The sequence below is a fragment of the Pseudomonas sp. RT4P38 genome, assembly GCF_054897765.1.
In genome coordinates this window covers 2,008,908-2,029,371 of the sequence record NZ_CM142703.1, presented here as the reverse complement: position 1 = coordinate 2,029,371, position 20,464 = coordinate 2,008,908, and the positions used below count along the sequence as shown (strand labels likewise).

20 protein-coding genes and 1 pseudogene are annotated in these 20,464 nt (G+C 58.6%); 2 read left to right on the top strand and 19 right to left on the bottom strand.

Annotated elements, in window-relative coordinates; genetic code table 11:
* Positions 1-80 precede the first annotated feature (80 nt).
* Positions 81-749 (bottom strand): heme exporter protein CcmB, encoded by a 669-nt coding sequence (ccmB, locus tag ACYZT7_RS09400; protein ID WP_090188533.1) that lies wholly within the window; start codon positions 747-749, stop codon positions 81-83.
* Positions 746-1,381: a cytochrome c biogenesis heme-transporting ATPase CcmA gene (ccmA, locus tag ACYZT7_RS09395; protein WP_282377518.1), complete on the bottom strand. Its 636-nt coding sequence runs from the start codon at positions 1,379-1,381 to the stop codon at positions 746-748. The genes ccmB and ccmA overlap by 4 nt, the downstream gene beginning before the upstream one ends.
* 198 nt (positions 1,382-1,579) lie before the next feature.
* Here ccmA and fliK point away from each other — a divergent pair, with 198 nt between their 5' ends.
* Both fliK and ACYZT7_RS09385 read left to right on the top strand, forming a co-directional pair.
* Positions 1,580-3,154 carry a flagellar hook-length control protein FliK gene (gene fliK / locus ACYZT7_RS09390; protein WP_462040805.1) on the top strand — a complete coding sequence of 525 codons (1,575 nt, stop codon included), beginning with the start codon at positions 1,580-1,582 and terminating at the stop codon, positions 3,152-3,154.
* Positions 3,151-3,480 carry an EscU/YscU/HrcU family type III secretion system export apparatus switch protein gene (locus ACYZT7_RS09385; RefSeq protein ID WP_462040804.1) on the top strand — a complete coding sequence of 110 codons (330 nt, stop codon included), beginning with the start codon at positions 3,151-3,153 and terminating at the stop codon, positions 3,478-3,480. The genes fliK and ACYZT7_RS09385 overlap by 4 nt, the downstream gene beginning before the upstream one ends.
* A 132-nt stretch (positions 3,481-3,612) precedes the next feature.
* Here ACYZT7_RS09385 and ACYZT7_RS09380 read toward each other — a convergent pair whose 3' ends face one another.
* The 17 genes and pseudogenes from ACYZT7_RS09380 to ACYZT7_RS09300 all read right to left on the bottom strand — a co-directional run bounded on the left by ACYZT7_RS09380 (position 3,613) and on the right by ACYZT7_RS09300 (position 20,362).
* Entirely contained in the window at positions 3,613-4,005 is a 393-nt protein-coding gene (locus ACYZT7_RS09380; RefSeq protein WP_462002210.1) for a DUF2802 domain-containing protein, read from the bottom strand.
* Positions 4,006-4,491, bottom strand: a complete 486-nt coding sequence (locus ACYZT7_RS09375; protein ID WP_008155806.1) for a chemotaxis protein CheW — start codon at positions 4,489-4,491, stop codon at positions 4,006-4,008.
* Positions 4,492-4,579: 88 nt separating this feature from the next.
* Positions 4,580-5,458: a CheW domain-containing protein gene (locus ACYZT7_RS09370; protein ID WP_462040803.1), complete on the bottom strand. Its 879-nt coding sequence runs from the start codon at positions 5,456-5,458 to the stop codon at positions 4,580-4,582.
* Position 5,459: 1 nt separating this feature from the next.
* Positions 5,460-6,248, bottom strand: coding sequence for a ParA family protein (locus tag ACYZT7_RS09365; RefSeq protein ID WP_033056007.1), 789 nt, complete (start codon positions 6,246-6,248; stop codon positions 5,460-5,462).
* A 43-nt stretch (positions 6,249-6,291) separates the two neighbouring features.
* A complete protein-coding gene (motD, locus tag ACYZT7_RS09360; protein WP_008155811.1) occupies positions 6,292-7,182 on the bottom strand; it encodes a flagellar motor protein MotD in 891 nt (296 codons plus the stop codon).
* A gap of 15 nt (positions 7,183-7,197) precedes the next feature.
* Positions 7,198-7,938, bottom strand: coding sequence for a flagellar motor protein (locus ACYZT7_RS09355; RefSeq protein WP_449642384.1), 741 nt, complete (start codon positions 7,936-7,938; stop codon positions 7,198-7,200).
* Positions 7,938-9,062 (bottom strand): protein-glutamate methylesterase/protein-glutamine glutaminase, encoded by a 1,125-nt coding sequence (locus tag ACYZT7_RS09350; RefSeq protein ID WP_462040802.1) that lies wholly within the window; start codon positions 9,060-9,062, stop codon positions 7,938-7,940. The genes ACYZT7_RS09355 and ACYZT7_RS09350 overlap by 1 nt, the downstream gene beginning before the upstream one ends.
* 49 nt (positions 9,063-9,111) lie before the next feature.
* On the bottom strand, positions 9,112-11,355 hold the full coding sequence (locus tag ACYZT7_RS09345) for a chemotaxis protein CheA (protein WP_462040801.1): 2,244 nt from the start codon (positions 11,353-11,355) through the stop codon (positions 9,112-9,114).
* A gap of 14 nt (positions 11,356-11,369) precedes the next feature.
* Positions 11,370-12,158 (bottom strand): protein phosphatase CheZ, encoded by a 789-nt coding sequence (locus ACYZT7_RS09340; RefSeq protein ID WP_074874578.1) that lies wholly within the window; start codon positions 12,156-12,158, stop codon positions 11,370-11,372.
* A gap of 30 nt (positions 12,159-12,188) precedes the next feature.
* Complete coding sequence (locus ACYZT7_RS09335; protein WP_003183998.1) at positions 12,189-12,560, bottom strand: chemotaxis response regulator CheY; 372 nt, start codon at positions 12,558-12,560, stop codon at positions 12,189-12,191.
* Between the two features lie 167 nt (positions 12,561-12,727).
* Positions 12,728-13,468 carry an RNA polymerase sigma factor FliA gene (fliA, locus tag ACYZT7_RS09330; RefSeq protein ID WP_462040800.1) on the bottom strand — a complete coding sequence of 247 codons (741 nt, stop codon included), beginning with the start codon at positions 13,466-13,468 and terminating at the stop codon, positions 12,728-12,730.
* The gene (gene fleN / locus ACYZT7_RS09325; RefSeq protein ID WP_007975361.1) at positions 13,465-14,295 is read right to left on the bottom strand and encodes a flagellar synthesis regulator FleN; all 831 of its coding nucleotides are present in this window, start codon (positions 14,293-14,295) and stop codon (positions 13,465-13,467) included. The genes fliA and fleN overlap by 4 nt, the downstream gene beginning before the upstream one ends.
* 116 nt (positions 14,296-14,411) lie before the next feature.
* Entirely contained in the window at positions 14,412-15,740 is a 1,329-nt protein-coding gene (gene flhF, locus ACYZT7_RS09320) for a flagellar biosynthesis protein FlhF (protein WP_462040799.1), read from the bottom strand.
* An 11-nt stretch (positions 15,741-15,751) separates the two neighbouring features.
* Positions 15,752-17,881, bottom strand: a complete 2,130-nt coding sequence (gene flhA, locus ACYZT7_RS09315; protein ID WP_462040798.1) for a flagellar biosynthesis protein FlhA — start codon at positions 17,879-17,881, stop codon at positions 15,752-15,754.
* A 229-nt stretch (positions 17,882-18,110) separates the two neighbouring features.
* Positions 18,111-18,812 carry a hypothetical protein gene (locus ACYZT7_RS09310; RefSeq protein WP_462040797.1) on the bottom strand — a complete coding sequence of 234 codons (702 nt, stop codon included), beginning with the start codon at positions 18,810-18,812 and terminating at the stop codon, positions 18,111-18,113.
* Between the two features lie 179 nt (positions 18,813-18,991).
* Positions 18,992-19,642 (bottom strand): annotated as a pseudogene (gene flhB, locus ACYZT7_RS09305) (flagellar type III secretion system protein FlhB); the annotation flags it as partial.
* Between the two features lie 45 nt (positions 19,643-19,687).
* Positions 19,688-20,362, bottom strand: coding sequence for a hypothetical protein (locus tag ACYZT7_RS09300; RefSeq protein WP_462040796.1), 675 nt, complete (start codon positions 20,360-20,362; stop codon positions 19,688-19,690).
* Positions 20,363-20,464: the final 102 nt, after the last annotated feature.

The window sequence follows — 20,464 nt, the reverse complement described above, 5'->3', positions numbered from 1 at the left end:
CTGTTTCCATCACGGTTGCTGCTCGATATCACGAAGCAGCCACAAAGGGTCTTTACTGGTTAAAATTTAACCAGACCTCATTATTCGCCGACGCTGATCTTCAGGCCAGCAGCTATTGCAAAAGGTGTCAGGGTTATCGCCAGGGCGGTCAGGCTACCAAGCCACAGGAGATAACCGGTCGCCGGCATGCCTTGCAATGCCGCCTGCAAGGCGCCACTGCCAAGAATCAACACCGGGATGTACAGCGGCAGAATCAGCAGCGCCAGCAACAGGCCACCGCGTTTCAATCCCACCGTCAGGGCTGCGCCCACCGCACCGAGCAGGCTCAGCACTGGTGTACCCAGCAACAAAGAAAGCAGCAACACCGGCAGACAGGCGGTTGGCAAACCGAGCATCAATGCCAGCAGTGGAGCGAGCAAAACCAGTGCCAGACCAGAGAAGGCCCAGTGTGCCAGTACCTTGGCCAATACCAGAAGAGGCAGGGGGTGCGACGAAAGGACCCACTGTTCAAGCGATCCATCTTCGAAATCACTGCGGAAAAGCCCGTCCAGCGAGAGCAAAACCGATAAAAGGGCCGCTACCCAGACCAGTCCCGGAGACAAGGTTTGCAACAATTGAGACTCGGGTCCGACCGCCAACGGGAACAGGGAAACGACGATCGCGAAGAATACGAGCGGATTGGCCAGTTCCGCAGGACGGCGGAACAGCAAACGGGCCTCACGGGCGACCAACAGGCCGAAAACACTCATACGGCCCAGTTCCCCAGATCAATGTCGCGATAGCCGGCCGGCATCCGGGTCAGCGTGTGGTGAGTGGTCAAGACCACCATGCCACCGCGCTCGCAGTGGGCGGCCAGGTGTTCTTCGAGTTGCGCCACGCCTTGTTTGTCGAGTGCGGTGAACGGCTCATCGAGGATCCATAGCGGCGGGCTTTCCAGGTACAACCGCGCCAACGCTACCCGGCGTTGCTGCCCGGCAGACAGCGTGTGGCAGGGAACATCCTCGAAACCGCGCAATCCGACAGCCGTCAGCGCTTGCCAGATCGCCTCATGGGAGGCCGGTTGATGCAGGGCGCAAAGCCAGCTCAGATTCTCTTCCGGCGTCAGCAGGTCTTTGATCCCGGCGGCATGGCCGATCCACAGCAGGTTGCGCGCCAGCTCAAAGCGTTGCTCGTTCAGTGGCTGGCCGTTGAGCAGCACGAGACCGGCGGTCGGCTGCATCAGGCCGCAAAGCAGACGTAAAAGGCTGGTCTTGCCGCTGCCGTTGGGGCCGCTGATTTGCAACATTTCGCCACTGGCCAGTCTCAATTCGAGATTTTCGAAGAGCAGCCGAAGGTCTCGCTCACAAGCAAGGGCAACGGTTTGCAGGACTGGACTGGTCAAGAGATCACGGGCCTTTACGGTTCAAGTCGGCAGCGGTGCGGCCGCTAAAGAGATGCAGGATAAATGCATTGGCGGCCCGGTCTAAGGAGCCAGATCAAGTTTTTGCAACTGTTTTCAGCGCTCCGGTTGCAACGGGGCCGCATTATACATGCCATGCCCTACTCTAAAGAGGGCAATTTCCTCAGGTTGTGACCGCGTATGACAGGCGAAATGAACATCCTCCCGCTACCGCAGACCACGCCTGCGACTTCGCGGCCGCAGGTGGTGAGTGGCGATTTGCTCAAGCTGCTGACGCCCATGGAGGGCCTGATCACTGCCGGTCAGACCGCCAAGGCCGAAGTGCTGTCGCTCAAGCAGGCGGATCAGACCTTTCAACTGTTGCTCAAGGTCACCCTCGACAGCGGCCGTCAGACCACGGTCCAGGCCACCAGCACCCAACCGCTGCCTCAGGGCACCAGCCTGGCGATCACCCAGCCGTCGGCGGGTAATCTGGCCGTCACCGTGCAACAGGCCATCGCCTCCAGCGTCGCCACCCTCACCCGTATCGACACGGCGCAACTGCCCGTTGGCACGCTGCTGCAAGGCAAAGTGCTGACCTCCCAGGTGATGCCGCAGGTGCCGGGCCAGCCGACCGTGTTTCGCTCGATGGTGAGCTTGCTCAACACCGCGTTGAGCGGCAGCACCCTGAGCATCGACAGCCCGACGCCGCTGCGCATCGGCACCTTGCTGAGCGCGCTGGTGCAGGACACTCAGACGCTGAAGTTCGTGCCGTTGAGCAGCCGTCAGGAACAATTGGCCGTCACGCAGCAACTGGTCAGCCAACAAAGCCGCCAAGGTTCGCTGGATGGCTTGATCAAGCTTCTGCAAAACCTGCCAGCATCGGACCAGACCTCAAGCGACCTGCGTGCCGCCGTCGACAAGCTGCTGGCCGGCCTGCCCGATGTTCGGCAACTCAGCACGCCCAAAGGCCTGGCCTTGGCGTTGGCCAATAGCGGAATGTTCCTGGAAAGCAAACTGCTCGCAGGACAGAACCCCACGCTCGCCCCGGACATGAAAGGCGATCTGCTCAAGCTGATCGCACAATTGACGCCAGGCCTGCCGGCCAACACCAATCTGAACGCGATCATTGCCGCCAACACACTGGCCCAGGCCATGCCGAGTTTCGTGCGCAGCGCCCTCGGCATGCTCGGGCAAGTCAGCGCCAAACCGCTACCGACTAGTTTCCCGCTCCCCGAACGCCTGTTGCAGAGCCAGGACGGTGAAAACGATCTGGAGCACCTGCTGCGTTTGGCGGCAGCGGCAGTTTCGCGCCTGCAAAGCCATCAGTTGTCGAGCCTGGAACAGACCGGCGTCACTGACGACGGTCGGCTGATGAGCACCTGGCAGCTGGAAATCCCGATGCGCAATCTGCAGGACATCGTGCCGTTGCAGGTCAAGTTCCAGCGTGAAGAAGCCCCCGAGAAAGAACAGCCAAAAGAACGCAATGAAGAACGTCCCCCGAAGCAACAGCTCTGGCGGGTCGATCTGGCATTCGACATGGAGCCTTTAGGCCCGCTGCAGATTCAGGCGCAACTGATCAAAGGCAGCTTGTCCAGCCAGCTATGGGCCGAAAGACCGTACACCGCCAACCTGATCGAACGTCATCTGGCCGAACTGCGCCAGCGCCTGCTGGCGTCCGGCCTGAATGTCGGCGATCTCGATTGCCACCTCGGGACACCACCACAAGGCCCTCAAACCCGTCTCGAACAACGCTGGGTCGACGAAACCGCATGAGAAACCCCAACGCCCCGCGCCAAGCCATCGCCCTCAAATACGACGGCAGCCACGCCCCTACCCTCACGGCCAAAGGTGACGAAGCACTGGCCGAAGCCATTCTGAAGATTGCCCGCGATTATGAAGTGCCCATCTACGAAAACGCCGAGCTGGTGAAACTGCTGGCGCGGATGGAATTGGGGGAGAGTATTCCGGAAGAGTTGTATCGCACGATTGCCGAGATTATTGCGTTTGCGTGGAATTTGAAGGGTAAGTTTCCGCAGGGGGAGGATCCAAATGCGCCGATGGTCGAGAAAGACATCACCGAGCGTGGGGATGATTACTGAGGCTTCAAGGACGCCATCGCGAGCAAGCTCGCTCCCACAAGGGGTCGGGGTGGGCACAAAATTTGTGAACACCGCTAATTCCCTGTGGGAGCGAGCTTGCTCGCGATAGCGATCTCAGTTGAATCGTCGATATCAGTTCTTGTGCAGCTTACTCATCAACTCCGCCTCAGCCTGGGTCAACCCGCAAGACTGAGTCAGTTCATCAACACTCGCGCCCATCCCGACCAATCGCGCCGCTTGGGCAAACGACAGGCTCGACGGATCGCGCTGTTCCAGCTGAGCCAGTTTGTCCGGCAACGGGCCCACCACCGCGCGCAGTTCGTGCAAGTCTTCACCCATGCGCACGTTGCCGCTCTGGTAGTCCTCGACACGCTTGGCCAGGTCCTTGATGCGCTGATCGCGTAGCGCATCGCCCTGGGCCTGTTGCGCAGCGATCAGTCGTTGGCCTCGTATGTACGCCAGAAACATCGCCAGCGTGCCCGCCCAAAAGAGGAACAGGACAATGACCGCCACCTCAAGAATCAATCAGATGTTCTCCAGGTCCGACCATTCTTCTTCGCTCATCATCTTGTCCAGCTCGACCAGGATCAGCAGTTCGTTGTTCTTGTTGCACACGCCTTGAATGAACTTGGCGGATTCTTCGTTACCGACGTTCGGCGCGGTCTCGATTTCCGACTGACGCAGGTAAACCACTTCGGCCACGCTGTCGACCATGATCCCGACCACTTGCTTATCGGCTTCGATGATGACGATACGGGTGTTATCGCTGATCTCGGCGTTCATCAGGCCGAAGCGCTGACGGGTGTCGATCACGGTGACCACGTTACCGCGCAGGTTGATGATGCCCAGCACGTAGCTCGGGGCACCCGGGACCGGGGCGATTTCGGTGTAACGCAGGACTTCCTGAACGCGCATCACGTTGATGCCGTAGGTTTCATTGTCCAGTTTGAACGTTACCCATTGCAGGATCGGATCTTCAGAACCCTTTGCATTCGTCGCTTGATTACTCATACCCTGACCCCTCGAAAAACCGCTTCTGGCGGTGTGTGTTCTGTTGGCGGCATTCAACAATGCCGTCGCATACTTGTTATGTCGGCAGCTATGTCGGTTTGTGTAGCGGCTTGATGCCGCCCATGTGCTTTGCCCCGCCGCTGGCGATCAACTCGGCCAGAGCGGAAACGTCCAGCAGCGCACACATGTGCTCAATCACCGTGCCGGCGAGCCATGGCCGCTGACCTCGATGACTTCTCCATTTGATTTCGTTCGGGTCCAGACGCAACGAGCGGCTGACCTGATGCACCGCCAGCCCCCACTCGTAGCCCTGAACCGAAATAACGTATTGCAGGCCCTGACGGAAATCGTCGCGGTAACGGTCGGGCATGACCCAACGCGCGGTGTCCAATACTTTCAGGTTGCCGGCTTGGCTTGGCAGAATCCCGAGGAACCATTCCGGCTGACCGAACAGCGGTGTCAGCTCGTGACCGGCCAAAGAATAAATCGACCCCAGACACACCAGCGGCACCGCCAGGGTCAATCCGGCGACATCGAACAACAGGCATTCAAAGGGTTCGGCGGCCCAGGACGGACGACCGTCGGTTTCCACCGGTGGCGGCGTGTTGCTCGGCGGCAAATGGACTTCGACCACCGGTGGCACCAGGGCTTGCAGCAGCGGTGCGATAGTCGATACAGGCGCCAGAACCGGTGCCGGTGCTTCTTCGATCACAACAGGTGCTTTCACCACAGGTGCTACCACTGGCGCTACTTTCAGCGAGGCGACCACGGCGGGTTTCTGCGCATCACGAGCCTGCTCTTCAAGCACCGCCGCCTGGAATTCGTCCAGAGCTGCTTCAATCTCCACAACCTCGGGCAGCGCCTCGATTTGCGGCGGCAACTCTTCGGTCGCATCCATCAGCAAGTTGTCCAGATAAGACTGGAGTGCGAGTTGGGGGCGCGAGCTGATTTTTACCGGGCGGTTCATGTCACGCCACCTGCGGGACAAGTTGTGCTGCCAGCAAATGCTTGAGCAGTGCGCGGTAGGCGAGAACACCACGGCTCTTGCCGTCAAATTGCGAAGGCGTTACGCCGGCACGGCTGGCGTCACGCAAGCGGGTGTCGACTGGAATGTAGCCCTGCCAGATTTCTTCCGGGTACTTGTCGCGCAACACCCGTAGAGTGCCGAGGGAAGCCTGCGTGCGGCGGTCGAACAGGGTCGGCACGATGCTGAAGGGCAGCGCCTGTTTGCGTGAACGGTTGATCATCGCCAGGGTGTTGACCATGCGCTCCAGGCCTTTGACCGCCAAGTGCTCGGTCTGCACCGGAATCACCAATTGCTGGCTCGCCGCCAAGGCATTGACCATCAGCAAACCGAGCAACGGCGGGCTGTCGATCACCGCGTAATCGAAGTCTTGCCACAGTTGCGCCAGACTCTTGGCAATCACCAGGCCCAAGCCACTCTGACCCGGCGACTGGCGCTCGAGGGTCGCGAGTGCGGTGCTCGATGGCAACAGAGAAATACTTTCGTGGCTGGTGGGCAACAACAACTGTCCGGGCAAGCCTTGCGGTACGCTGCCCTTATTCAGGAACAGGTCGTAGCTGCTGTGTTCCAGGCTGTCGGGGTCATAACCGAAATAGCTGGTCATGGAGCCGTGGGGGTCGAGATCGACCACGACCACGCGCTTGCCCGCCTCGGCCAGTAAACCGGCTAAAGCGATAGAGGAAGTGGTTTTACCAACACCACCCTTTTGATTGGCGACTGCCCAGACTCTCATTCGGATTGTTCCTCCCGGTCGAAATGGTCGACCGAGAAATAGCTCAACGTATTAATGCGGGTGACGGAGAATTGACGGCGCTCTCTCGTCCCGGCGACTTGACCGGGGTCGGTGCAGTTTGTGTGCCAGCACGCTTCAACGCGGCATCCGGTTTCGCATTGGCGGTTCCGGTACCCGTGAGGCTGCGGCGTACATCGAGATTTCGTGACACCACCAGGACGACGCGACGGTTACGCGCCCGGCCCTCGGCAGTGGCGTTGTTGGCCACCGGCTGGAACTCGCCGTAACCCACCGACGCCAGACGACCGGGGTTCACACCCTGCATTGCCAGCATGCGCACGATGCTCGCCGAACGGGCCGAGGACAGCTCCCAGTTGGTCGGGTATTGCGCAGTGCGGATCGGTTGATCGTCAGTGAAGCCTTCGACGTGAATCGGGTTGTCGAACGGCTTCAGAATCGCTGCGACCTTGTCGATGATGTTGAACGCTATGTCACTGGGCATGGCGTCGCCACTGCCGAACAACAGGCTGGAATTGAGTTCGATCTCGACCCACAGCTCATTGCCGCGAATGGTCATCTGATTGGAGCTGATCAAGTCGCCGAACGCGGCGCTGATGTCGTCGGCGATACTTTTGAGCGGATCGCTGGCACCCGCGATACCGGCGTCGACCTGCTCGGCGTCTTTAACCAGCGGCTTGGCCGGAGTCACGGTCTTCGGTCGCTCGTCGCCAATCGGGATCGGCTTGAGCGCACGATCCGAATCGGTGAACACGCCGATCAATGCTTCCGAAATGACTTTGTACTTGCCTTCGTTGATCGAAGAGATCGAATACATCACGACGAAGAAAGCGAACAGCAACGTTATGAAGTCGGCGTAGGAAACCAGCCAGCGTTCATGGTTTACATGTTCTTCAGGTTGTCGGCGACGAGCCATAGTCCATTACTCCCATCAATCCATGAAGCCCTGAAGCTTCAACTCGATAGAGCGAGGGTTTTCACCTTCGGCGATCGACAGAATGCCTTCCAACAACATTTCGCGATAACGCGACTGCCGCAACGCGACGGACTTGAGTTTGGCGGCAATCGGCAGCAGCACCAGGTTGGCACTGGCCACGCCGTAGATGGTCGCGACGAAGGCCACTGCAATGCCGCTACCCAGTTGCGATGGATCGGCCAGGTTACCCATCACATGGATCAGGCCCATCACCGCACCAATGATGCCGATGGTCGGCGCGTAGCCGCCCATGCTTTCGAAGACTTTGGCGGCTTCGATGTCGCGGCTTTCCTGGGTGTAGAAATCCACTTCCAGGATGCTGCGAATCGCTTCCGGCTCCGCACCGTCCACTAGTAGTTGCAGGCCTTTGCGCGAGTAGTTGTCGGGTTCGGCGTCGGCCACCCCTTCCAGACCGAGCAGGCCTTCCTTGCGTGCGATCAGGCTCCAGTTCACAACGCGGTCGACGCCACCGGCCAGGTCCACGCGAGGTGGAAACAGGATCCAGGCCAGAATCTGCATGGCGCGCTTGAAGGCGCTCATCGGCGCCTGCAGCAGCGCCGCACCGATGGTCCCACCGAGTACGATCAACGCTGCCGGGCCATTGGCCAACGCGCCGAGGTGACCGCCTTCAAGGTAGTTGCCGCCAATGATGGCAACAAACGCCAGGATGATCCCGATAAGACTTAAAACATCCATCAGATACAAGCCTCGACCAGATGCTTGCCAATATCGTCCAGCCCGTACACCGCGTCGGCGAGTTCGGCTTTGACGATGGCCATCGGCATGCCGTAGATCACGCAGCTGGCTTCATCCTGGGCCCAGATCGAGCTGCCGCCCTGCTTGAGCAGACGCGCGCCTTCGCGACCATCGGCGCCCATGCCGGTCAACACGACCGCCAGAACTTTGTCACCGTAGGTCTTTGCCGCGGAACCGAAGGTGATGTCCACGCACGGTTTGTAGTTCAAGCGCTCGTCACCCGGGAGGATCTTCACCGCGCCACGGCCGTCGATCATCATTTGCTTGCCACCCGGCGCCAGCAGCGCCAGGCCCGGACGCAGGATGTCGCCATCCTCGGCTTCCTTGACGCTGATGCGGCAGAGCTTGTCCAGGCGTTCGGCGAAGGCCTTGGTGAAGGCGGCCGGCATGTGCTGGATCAATACGATGGGGGCGGGGAAGTTGGCCGGCAATTGGGTCAGAACCCGCTGCAGGGCAACCGGACCGCCGGTGGACGTGCCGATGGCGACCAATTTGTAGGCTTTGCGTTTTGGCGCTGGCGAGGCGGGTGAGTGCGTACGCGCCGGAATCGGAGCCGTTACCGGACGCGCAGGCGCGCTGCTGCCGTAGCTACTGACGCTCGAAGGCGCAGGCGTCGGAGCTGGCGCGGCGACGGGCGCCGGAGCGCTGTAGGTGCTGGCACGACGGTTACTGCGCGAGATGCTGAGAATCTTCTCGCACAGCAGTTGCTTGACCTTCTCCGGGTTACGGGAGATGTCTTCGAAATTCTTCGGCAGGAAATCCACCGCGCCGGCGTCCAGCGCATCGAGAGTGACCCGAGCGCCTTCGTGGGTCAGCGAGGAAAACATCAACACCGGGGTCGGGCAGCGCTGCATGATGTGCCGCACCGCCGTGATGCCATCCATCATCGGCATCTCGTAGTCCATGGTGATCACGTCTGGCTTGAGGGCCAGCGCCTGATCAATCGCCTCTTTTCCGTTGGTCGCCGTACCGACAACCTGGATGTTCGGATCCGCTGAAAGAATTTCCGAGACGCGGCGGCGGAAAAACCCCGAATCGTCCACCACCAGGACTTTGACTGCCATAAACACTCCGTTAGACGGAGCGAGGCTCAGTCGCCCCGCTCCACCAGAATCAAATACGCCGTGCGGCGTAACGCTTGAGCATGCTCGGTACATCGAGAATCAGCGCAATGCGGCCGTCACCGGTGATGGTGGCGCCGGACATGCCCGGGGTTCCCTGGAGCATCTTGCCCAATGGCTTGATGACCACTTCTTCCTGGCCCACCAGTTGATCGACGACGAAGCCGATCCGCTGAGTGCCCACCGAAAGGATCACCACGTGGCCTTCGCGCTGCTCTTCATGTGCGGCAGAGCTGACCAGCCAGCGTTTGAGGTAGAACAATGGCAGCGCCTTGTCCCGCACGATCACCACTTCCTGGCCGTCCACCACGTTGGTGCGCGACAAGTCGAGGTGGAAGATCTCGTTGACGTTCACCAGCGGGAACGCAAACGCCTGGTTGCCGAGCATGACCATCAGAGTCGGCATGATCGCCAGGGTCAACGGGACCTTGATGACGATCTTCGAGCCCTTGCCCTTGGTCGAATAGATATTGATGGTGCCATTGAGTTGGGCGATTTTGGTTTTCACCACGTCCATGCCCACGCCGCGTCCGGAGACATCGGAAATTTCGGTCTTGGTCGAGAAACCCGGCGCGAAGATCAGGTTGAAGCAATCGGATTCGCTGAGGCGATCCGCTGCATCCTTGTCCATCAAGCCTTTCTTCACGGCAATGCCGCGCAGAACATCGGCGTCCATGCCCTTGCCGTCATCGGAGATGGACAGCAGGATGTGGTCGCCTTCCTGTTCTGCGGACAGGATCACCTTGCCGCTGCGAGGCTTGCCCATCGCTTCGCGCTCGGCCGGCTCTTCGATACCGTGGTCAACCGAGTTGCGCACCAAGTGGACCAGCGGGTCGGCCAGGGCCTCGACGAGGTTCTTGTCGAGGTCGGTTTCTTCGCCGACCAGTTCCAGGTTGATCTCTTTCTTGAGCTGGCGAGCCAGGTCGCGAACCAGGCGCGGGAAGCGCCCGAAGACCTTCTTGATCGGTTGCATCCGGGTCTTCATGACCGCGGTTTGCAGGTCGGCAGTGACCACGTCGAGGTTCGACACCGCCTTGGACATGGCTTCGTCGCCGCTGTTGAGGCCCAGACGGACCAAGCGGTTACGCACCAGTACCAACTCGCCAACCATGTTCATGATTTCGTCGAGACGCGCGGTATCGACCCGCACGGTGGTCTCGGCTTCGCTGGCCGGTTTTTCCGCCGGTGGCGCGGCCGGGGCACGAGCCGGAGCCGGTGCAGCAGCAACAGGCTTCGGCGCTTCGGCTTTAGGCTCGGGCGCTTTGGCGACGGGTTTCGGCGCAACAGCCTTGGCAACCGGGGCCGCAACCGAAGCGCTGGCGCCCGACGCAGTGCCGACTTCAGTGAACTTGCCTTTGCCGTGCAATTCGTCGAGCAGCGATTCGAACTCGTGATCGGAGATCAGGTCGCCGCCAGCCGCTTTAGCGGTGGGCGCAGCCGGGGCCGGGACCGCAGCAATGGCCGATTCCAGCGCATCAACGGCAAAGTTACCCTTGCCGTGCAGCTGATCGAGCAGCGCTTCGAACTCGTCGTCGGTGATATCGGAGCTGTCGCCTGCCGCTTTCGGGGCAGCCGGTGCGGCTGGCGCCGGGGCTACCGCATCGACGGCGAACTGGCCTTTACCGTGCAGTTGATCGAGCAACGACTCGAACTCGGCATCGGTGATTTCGTCGCTGGCTGCCGCATTGCTGCTCGGCGCCGGCACAGCTGCCGGGGCTTCTGCCTGAGCCTTGACGGCGTTCAGCGAGTCCAGCAGTTGTTCGAATTCGTTATCGGTGATGTCACCCGATTCGCTGTCGGCAGCCGGTGTTTCGACCACTTCGACAACTGGTGCGGATTCTTCAGTTTTCGGCTCGGCCAGACGGGCCAGTGCCGCAAGCAATTCTGGCGTGGCAGCCGTGATCGGGCTGCGCTCGCGGACTTCGGTAAACATGCCGTTCACCGCATCCAGCGCTTCGAGAACCACGTCCATCAGTTCCGAGTCGACGCGACGTTCACCCTTGCGCAGGATGTCGAACACGTTCTCGGCGATGTGACAGCACTCCACCAGCTCGTTGAGCTGGAGGAAGCCGGCGCCTCCTTTTACAGTGTGAAAACCGCGAAAAATTGCATTGAGCAAGTCCGCATCATCAGGTCGGCTTTCAAGCTCGACCAGCTGTTCGGACAGTTGCTCTAGAATCTCGCCGGCCTCAACCAGGAAATCCTGAAGGATCTCTTCATCGGCGCCGAAGCTCATGTGTAGGGGTGCTCCTAGAATCCAAGGCTGGAAAGCAAATCGTCTACATCGTCCTGACCGGACACAACGTCTTCTCTTTTATCGGCATGAATCTGCGGACCTTCACCCTGAGAGAGATGTTTTTGCGGATCTTTTTCAGCCAGCATCGCTTCACGGTCATGTTCGATGCCCGCAAAGCGGTCCACCTGACTGGCCATGAGCACGAGCTTGAGCAGGTTGCTTTCAACTTCGGTGACCAATTGGGTCACACGCTTGATCACCTGACCGGTGAGGTCCTGGTAATCCTGAGCGAGCAGAATGTCGTTGAGGTTGCTCGACACAACGCGATTATCTTCGCTGCTGCGTGTCAGGAAACCGTCGACTCGCCGGGCCAGCTCGCGGAACTCTTCAGCCCCGACCTCGCGCCGCATGAACCGTCCCCAGTCGGTGCTCAAGGCCTGCGCTTCATTGCTCAGGCCGTTGACCAGCGGCGTGGCGTTTTCCACCAGGTCCATGGTGCGGTTGGCCGCGGCCTCGGTCAGCTTGACCACATAGCCCAGACGCTCGGTGGCGTCCGTGATCTGTGACACTTCCTCGGCTTGCGGCATGTTCGGGTCAATCTGAAAATTGACGATCGCACTATGCAGCTCGCGAGTGAGCTTGCCCACTTCCTGATACAGGCCTCGGTCACGGGTCTGGTTGAGCTCATGGATCAGTTGCACGGCGTCGCCGAACCTGCCTTTTTCAAGACTTTCGACCAGTTCGACAGCGTGTTTTTTCAGGGTCGACTCGAAATCGCCCTGTGAAGATTCGTTATGCTCCATAGCTCCCCCGTGGCGCAGTGGCTTCGCACATCAACCGATGCGTTCGAAAATCTTCTCGATTTTTTCTTTTAACGCCTGGGCCGTGAAGGGTTTGACCACATAGCCGTTAACACCGGCCTGGGCTGCCTCGATGATCTGCTCGCGCTTGGCTTCAGCGGTCACCATCAGCACCGGCAGGTGCTTGAGCTTTTCATCGGCACGCACGTGGCGCAGCAGGTCGATACCGGTCATGCCGGGCATGTTCCAGTCTGTTACCAGAAAGTCGATGCTGCCGCTGTTGAGAACCGGAATGGCAGTAGTGCCATCGTCGGCCTCGACCGTGTTGGTGAACCCAAGGTCACGCAACAGGTTTTTTATGATCCGCCGCATCGTTGAGAAGTCATCAACGATGAGGATTTTCATGTTCTTGTTCAATTCGACCTCCAAGCAGTCTTAAACGCGCCCAGCACCTGGACGCGCCATTTCAATCAATCCGGCAAAGCACTCAATGACTGTCTGGAGCACAACAGATCGGGACCCGTGCGGTTCAACACCCCACCAGCCGCGTTCGCAGTGTCCCCACACTGCCTTCAGCGCGCTCGCCACTCCCCCAAACGCCCCCGCAAACGGGCCGCGCACTGGCTGTGTAACTGGCTGACCCGAGATTCGCTAACCCCCAGGACTTCACCGATTTCCTTGAGATTCAACTCTTCGTCGTAATACAGCGCCAACACCAGTCGCTCACGCTCCGGCAAATTGGCAATCGCATCCGCCAGTGCCCTCTGGAAGCGTTCATCTTCCAGATCGCGCGACGGCTCCAGATGAGCACTGGCGCCATCCTCGTGCAGCCCTTCGTGTTCGCCGTCCTGCAACAGATCGTCGAAACTGAATAACCGGCTGCCCAGGGTGTCGTTCAAAATCCCGTAATAATCGTCGAGACTCAATTGGAGTTCGGCCGCAACCTCGTGATCTTTAGCGTCACGACCGGTTTTAGCTTCAATCGAGCGAATGGCGTCGCTGACCATCCGGGTATTGCGGTGGACCGAACGTGGCGCCCAGTCCCCTTTGCGTACTTCATCGAGCATCGCGCCGCGGATTCGAATGCCCGCGTACGTCTCGAAACTCGCGCCTTTGCTGGCGTCGTATTTGGTCGACACTTCAAGCAGGCCGATCATGCCGGCCTGAATCAGGTCTTCGACCTGGACACTGGCCGGCAGACGCGCCAGCAAGTGGTAGGCAATGCGTTTAACCAGTGGCGCGTAACGCTCGATCAGCTCGTACTGCGCGTCACGTGCCGAATTCTTGTAGAGGTTGTAGCCGCTGGCTGTCATAACACCGGTCCTGCCGTTTGTTGCACGAGGCGCTCGACAAAAAACTCCAGGTGCCCACGCGGGTTGGCAGGCAGCGGCCAGGTATCGACCTTTTGTGCAATGGCCTTGAACGCCAGGGAGCACTTGGACCGCGGGAAGGCTTCATAGACGGCGCGCTGCTTCTGCACAGCCTTACGCACGCTTTCGTCGTAAGGCACCGCGCCGACGTATTGTAAGGCGACGTCGAGGAAGCGATCTGTGACCTTGGTCAACTTGGCGAACAGGTTGCGACCTTCCTGCGGGCTCTGGGCCATGTTGGCAAGGACACGGAAGCGGTTCATGCCGTAATCGCGGTTAAGCAATTTGATCAGTGCGTAGGCGTCAGTGATCGAGGTCGGTTCGTCGCAGACCACCAGCAAGACTTCTTGCGCTGCGCGAACGAAACTGACTACCGACTCACCAATGCCCGCAGCGGTGTCGATCACCAATACGTCGAGGTTATCGCCGATGTCGCTGAACGCCTGGATCAGGCCGGCGTGTTGGGCCGGGCTCAGGTGAACCATGCTTTGAGTGCCGGACGCGGCCGGGACGATGCGGATGCCGCCAGGGCCCTGCAACAGAACGTCGCGCAGCTCGCAGCGGCCTTCGATCACGTCGGCCAACGTACGTTTGGGTGTCAGTCCCAGCAGGACGTCGACGTTCGCCAGCCCCAGATCGGCGTCCAGCAGCATGACGCGCCGGCCGAGCTCAGCTAGAGCCAGGGACAAGTTCACTGACACGTTAGTTTTCCCGACGCCACCTTTGCCGCCGGTCACCGCGATCACCTGTACGGGATGCATGCTGCCCATGAATTTTCTTTACCTTGTCTTACTTAGACGGAGGCCACATTACTGGCTGCGCGTTCACAAAATGAACAATGCATGGCAGACCATCGATGTAGGTACAAAAACTGTTCATTAATACCTCAGCCGACCTGCTTGGTCGGGCTGTGGTAAATATCAGCGAACATGTCAGCCATGGCTTCTTCGCTGGGTTCTTCTTGCATTTGCACGCTTACCGCGCGACTGACCAACTGATGACGACGCGGCAGATGCAAATCATCCGGAATCCGCGGGCCATCGGTCAGGTAGGCCACCGGCAATTCATGACTGATGGCCAGGCTCAACACCTCGCCCAGACTTGCCGTTTCATCCAGTTTAGTCAGGATGCAGCCAGCGAGCCCACAACGCTTGTAACTGTGATAAGCGGCCGTTAGAACCTGTTTCTGGCTGGTGGTTGCCAACACCAGATAGTTTTTCGATTTGATCCCACGACCGGCCAGGCTTTCGAGCTGCATGCGCAGTGCCGGATCGCTGGCCTGGAGGCCCGCGGTATCGATCAGCACCACGCGTTTGCGCAGCAAGGGCTCCAGTGCCTGCACCAGCGACTGACCCGGGTCGACGTGAGTCACCGACACATTGAGGATCCGGCCAAGGGTCTTGAGCTGCTCCTGAGCACCAATACGGTAGCTGTCCATGCTCACCAACGCGATATTTTGCGCGCCGTACTTGAGCACGTAGCGGGCGGCGAGCTTGGCCAGCGTGGTGGTTTTGCCCATGCCGGCAGGGCCGACCATGGCAATCACACCGCCCTCTTCCAGCGGCTCGATTTCCGGTGTGGCGATCATCCGCGCCAGGTGCGCCAGCAACATGCGCCAGGCCTGACGAGGTTCTTCAATATCGGTAATCAGCGCCAGCAAATCCCGCGACAACGGACCGGACAGACCGATGCGTTGCAGGCGACGCCAAAGATTGGCCTGGGCCGGACGGCTGCCTTGCAGCTGATTCCAGGCCAGGGAGCCGAGTTGCACTTCCATCAGTTCGCGCAAACTGTTGAGTTCGAAACGCATCGAGTCGAACGCCCGCGGGTCCACACCACCGGAGGCTGGCGCAGCGGCCGGTGCAGGCCGACGGGGTTCAGCGTATGTCGGTTCTATCAGCGGTTCGGCGGCGGTCAGTGGCAGGCCGGCGAACAACTGGCGATTGGTACTCTTGTCGCTCTCGCCTTCGCCTCGCAGGCTCAGTTCGGCCTGGGCGGTAACGATCCGCGACTGAGTCTTGCGCAGCTCGTCTTCGAGTTCCATGTTCGGAACGCGCGGAGCCAGCGCCGACAACTTGTAATCCAGGGCAGCCGTCAACTCGACACCACCGGCGATCCGGCGGTTGCCAATGATGGCGGCTTCAGCGCCCAGCTCATCACGAACCAGTTTCATGGCCTGACGCATATCGGCGGCGAAAAAACGCTTAACTTGCATAAACCACTACCTCAGCCGTTGGGCCCTACTGTCGCAACGATGGTCACTTGCTTGTTGTCAGGAATTTCCTGATACGCCAACACGTGCAAACCCGGGACTGCCAATCGGCCGAATCGCGACAGCATCGCGCGAACCGGACCGGCTACCAGCAGAATCACCGGCTGACCTTGCATTTCCTGACGCTGCGCCGCGTCGATCAACGAGCGTTGCAGTTTTTCAGCCATGCTTGGCTCCAACAGAACGCCCTCTTCCGAGCCTTGTCCTGCCTTCTGAAGACTATTGAGCAATATTTGTTCCAACCTTGGCTCCAGGGTGATCACTGGTAGCTCGGAGTCAGTGCCTACAATGCTTTGGACGATTGCGCGGGATACGCCGACGCGCACGGCGGCCACCAGCGCGGCAGTATCTTGACTCTTGGCGGCATTGTTGGCGATGGCCTCGGCAATGCTGCGAATGTCCCGTACTGGCACCTGTTCGGCCAGCAAAGCCTGCAAAACTTTGAGCAGCTGCGACAGAGACACCACACCAGGCACCAGCTCTTCAGCCAGTTTTGGTGAGCTTTTGGCCAGCAATTGCATGAGTTGCTGCACTTCTTCGTGACCGATCAACTCGCTCGAGTGCTTGTACAAAATCTGGTTCAAGTGGGTTGCCACTACGGTACTGGCATCGACCACGGTGTAACCGAGGGATTGCGCCTGGGCACGCTGGCTGATTTCGATCCAGACCGCCTCCAGACCGAAAGCCGGATCTTTGGCGGTAATGCCGTTGAGCGTCCCGTAGACCTGCCCCGGGTTGATCGCCAGTTCGCGGTCCGGGTAAATCTCCGCTTCGGCCAGGATCACCCCCATCAGGGTCAGGCGATAGGCACTCGGCGCCAGGTCGAGGTTGTCACGGATATGCACGGTCGGCATCAGGAAGCCCAGATCCTGCGACAGCTTCTTGCGCACACCTTTGATCCGCGCCAGCAACTGTCCACCCTGGTTGCGGTCCACCAGCGGAATCAGCCGGTACCCGACTTCCAGGCCGATCATGTCGATCGGGGTCACGTCGTCCCAGCCAAGCTCCTTGGTTTCCTGGGCGCGAGCGGGCGATGGCAACAGTTCCTGCTGACGCTTGACCTCTTGCAAGGCCTGAACCTTGACCACGTTCTGCTTCTTCCAGAACAGGTACGCACCGCCGGCCGCCACGGCCGCCATGCTGAGAAAGGAGAAGTGCGGCATGCCGGGCACCAGGCCCATGACTGCCATCATCCCCGCCGCCACTGCCAACGCTTTCGGCGAGGCGAACATCTGGCGATTGATCTGTTTGCCCATGTCTTCCGAACCGGAAGCACGGGTCACCATGATCGCTGCAGCTGTAGATAAAAGCAGTGATGGCAATTGCGCCACCAAACCGTCACCGATGGTTAACAGCGCATAAACCTTGCCGGCGTCGCCGAAGCTCATGCCGTGCTGGAAGATGCCGACGGCCATGCCGCCGATCAGGTTAATGAACAGAATCAGCAGGCCGGCAATGGCGTCACCGCGAACGAACTTGCTGGCACCGTCCATCGAACCGTAGAACTCGGCTTCCTGGGCCACTTCCATCCGGCGCAATTTGGCTTGGTTCTGATCGATCAAGCCGGCGTTCAAGTCGGCGTCGATGGCCATTTGTTTACCAGGCATCGCATCGAGGGTGAAACGCGCACTCACCTCGGAAATCCGCCCGGCACCCTTGGTCACTACGACGAAGTTGATGATCATCAAAATCGCGAAGACCACGATACCGACCACGTAGTTACCGCCGATCACCACCTCACCGAAGGCCTGGATCACCTTACCGGCGGAGGCGTGACCGTCCTGACCGTGGAGCATCACCACCCGCGTGGAGGCCACGTTCAACGCCAGCCGCAGTAGCGTCGCCACCAGCAGAATGGTCGGAAACACCGCGAAATCCAGCGGTCGCAAGGCATAAACGCAGACCAGCAACACCACGATCGACAAGGCAATGTTGAATGTGAAGAACACGTCCAGCAGGAACGGAGGGATCGGCAACATCATCATCGCCAGCATGACCAGCAGCAACAACGGCACACCCAGATTGCCCCGACTTAAGTCGGCAACGTTTGTGCGAGCACTGTTGAGTAACTGAGAGCGATCCACCGGTTTTCCCCGTTCCTTTAAAGCAAACTTTTGACGCCTGAAGCAGGCGCAAAGCGGCTATTGCAAGAAGCCTTCCAACTTTTGCGGGGGGGGTTCGAATCGGAGAGAATCAGCAAGGAATTGGCGACCCGGACGGCCGGTGCAGCCTCCGCGCGGGATATCAGAGCAACAGGCCAAACTGCCCGTGATTACTCCGGGTTTCAATCCAAAGCCACGGGCACTCGAAAGGCTAAGGTTTACGCGCCGTCAGGATCATCTCTTTCTGGATATCGCCGAATTTCAAGTCTTTGCCGACCATATACCGCGTATCGAGGCGCATCTCCTCGCCTTCGATTGTCATAAGCTCTTCTTGGGTACATCCAAAAATCACAATCGAGACAGGTGATCTCGGCGCTTCAAAGATATTCGATCCCCATAACCAGTGGTCCATCATTAGATTAAGCGCCCAATCAAATTGAATGATCGGCAAATCACTGATCTGGATTTCATCATTTTCCAACCTGAAGTCCTGCATGGCAGTCACCTGCAGTTGTCCATCGACGATTTCGAAATTCGGCTTGCCGTAACGCCTGAGCAGGTTTCCGTCCATCCAGTCGTCATAATAGAAACTCTGATGGGTGAACCGACCGAACAAATCTTCATTTTTAAGAATCTTGCCCGCGGAATCTCCAAAAAAACTCTGGGAGTAGTGATAAGCCAATCCCCTCAACTCAGGCCGGATGGCATTAAAATACCGGTTGAAGTAACCCGGAATGTGAATATTTGCAGCTTCTTCAAATAGATCAAAATCCAACGAAAGCTTAAAGGTGACTGTATAGCCGATCTCTTTTTTTTCGGGACGCTCTTCCAGCACACCTGAAACAAACTCTAACTTCATGCCTTGCAGATTTTTGTACGGACCTTGCAGAATTTCGTTCGGAACTCGATCCATGATTCTAATCCTCGAAACTTTATGAGACACCTATTGCCGACACCTTCATCACACTCGGAAACGGGCGCATTTATCGGGGAAATCCCCAAGGCATGACAACGCTTCAGAGGACTTGCGTCTACTGTCAGAACTAACAGGTAAGAGGTGTTTTAGACAGACGGAAAAATCTGTAGGAGAAATCAGGAATCGCGCCGCAGATCCGGCGGAATCGGCAGATCGCCCTTGAGCGGATCCGGGCGCTTGCCCTTGCCGGCGCGGTGCTGGCGGATCTGGTAGACGTAAGCGAGCACCTGGGCGACGGCAAGGTACAGACCACCAGGGATTTCCTGATCAAGTTCGGTTGAGTAGTAGATCGAACGCGCCAGCGCCGGCGACTCAAGCAGCAGCACTTCGTTGGCCACAGCGATTTCACGGATCTTCAAGGCCAGGAAGTCGCTGCCCTTGGCGATCAGCATCGGCGCCCCGCCCTTGTCCGGATCGTACTTGAGCGCTACGGCGTAGTGGGTCGGGTTGGTGATGACCACATCGGCGTCGGGGATCGCCGCCATCATCCGGCGCTGGGACATTTCGCGCTGCAGCTGGCGAATCCGTTGTTTAACCTCTGGCTTCCCTTCCTGATCTTTATGCTCGTCACGCACTTCCTGCTTGGTCATCAGCAGTTTCTTGTGGCTCTCCCAGAGCTGCACCGGCACATCCACCGCAGCGATAACGATCAGCCCGCAAGACATCCACAAAGTGCTCCAGCCGACCACTTGCAGGCTGTGAATGATCGCCTGGTCCAGCGGCTCGTGCGCAATGCGCAACAGGTCGTCGATGTCGGCGGACAACACCGCCCCGGCATGAGACCTGAACTGCGGGAAACAAAAGCGCCAGTATTAGCGTGCTGTAAGGATCTTATCTCTCGTGATTTCGCCGAAGCTCAATTTATTGCCGAACATATACAGCGTGTCACGGCGCATCCGCCCGTATTCGCCTTGCACAAACTCTTCCTGGGCATACCCCAGAGTCACAAGAGACGATTGTCCGTCATCGGCGGTAATGACGACGCCTGACTCTTGCGATATACCCCCCCCCAATTTAAGTGCCCACTCAAACCAAATGATCGGCAAATCGTCTATCTTGAGCTCACCTGTAGTCACACTGAAAGACTGCGACGCCTTCACCAACAGCTGCTCACCGATGAACGAAAATTCCGGCTTACTGTATTGCCTGTTCAAAGGTATACCCGGAAGTTTGACGTCCGAGAAATTTACACCGTTGCTAAACAAGTTGAACAACTTTTTGTTTGTATCGATCCAGCGCGCCGATTCTCCCACAATGTTGTGACCATTGTGATAACCCAACCCCACCAACTCTGGCCTGATAGTATTGAAATAGTTATCGAAATAGCCCGGAAGCAGAGAACCCACAGCATCTTTAAATTTATCAAACTCTAACCACAACGCACACCAGACCGTGTATCTAATCTCCTTTTCAGAAACCCTCTCCAGATTACCAGTGATGAAATACAACTTCATACCCTGCAGATTCTTGTACAAAACACTATCCATGATTCCATCCTCCAGACACTTTAATTAAGCACCCATTACTGATAAATCATCAGACTTCGCAGTAAGGCGCACTAGCGGGAAATCCCCAAGGCATGACAGCGC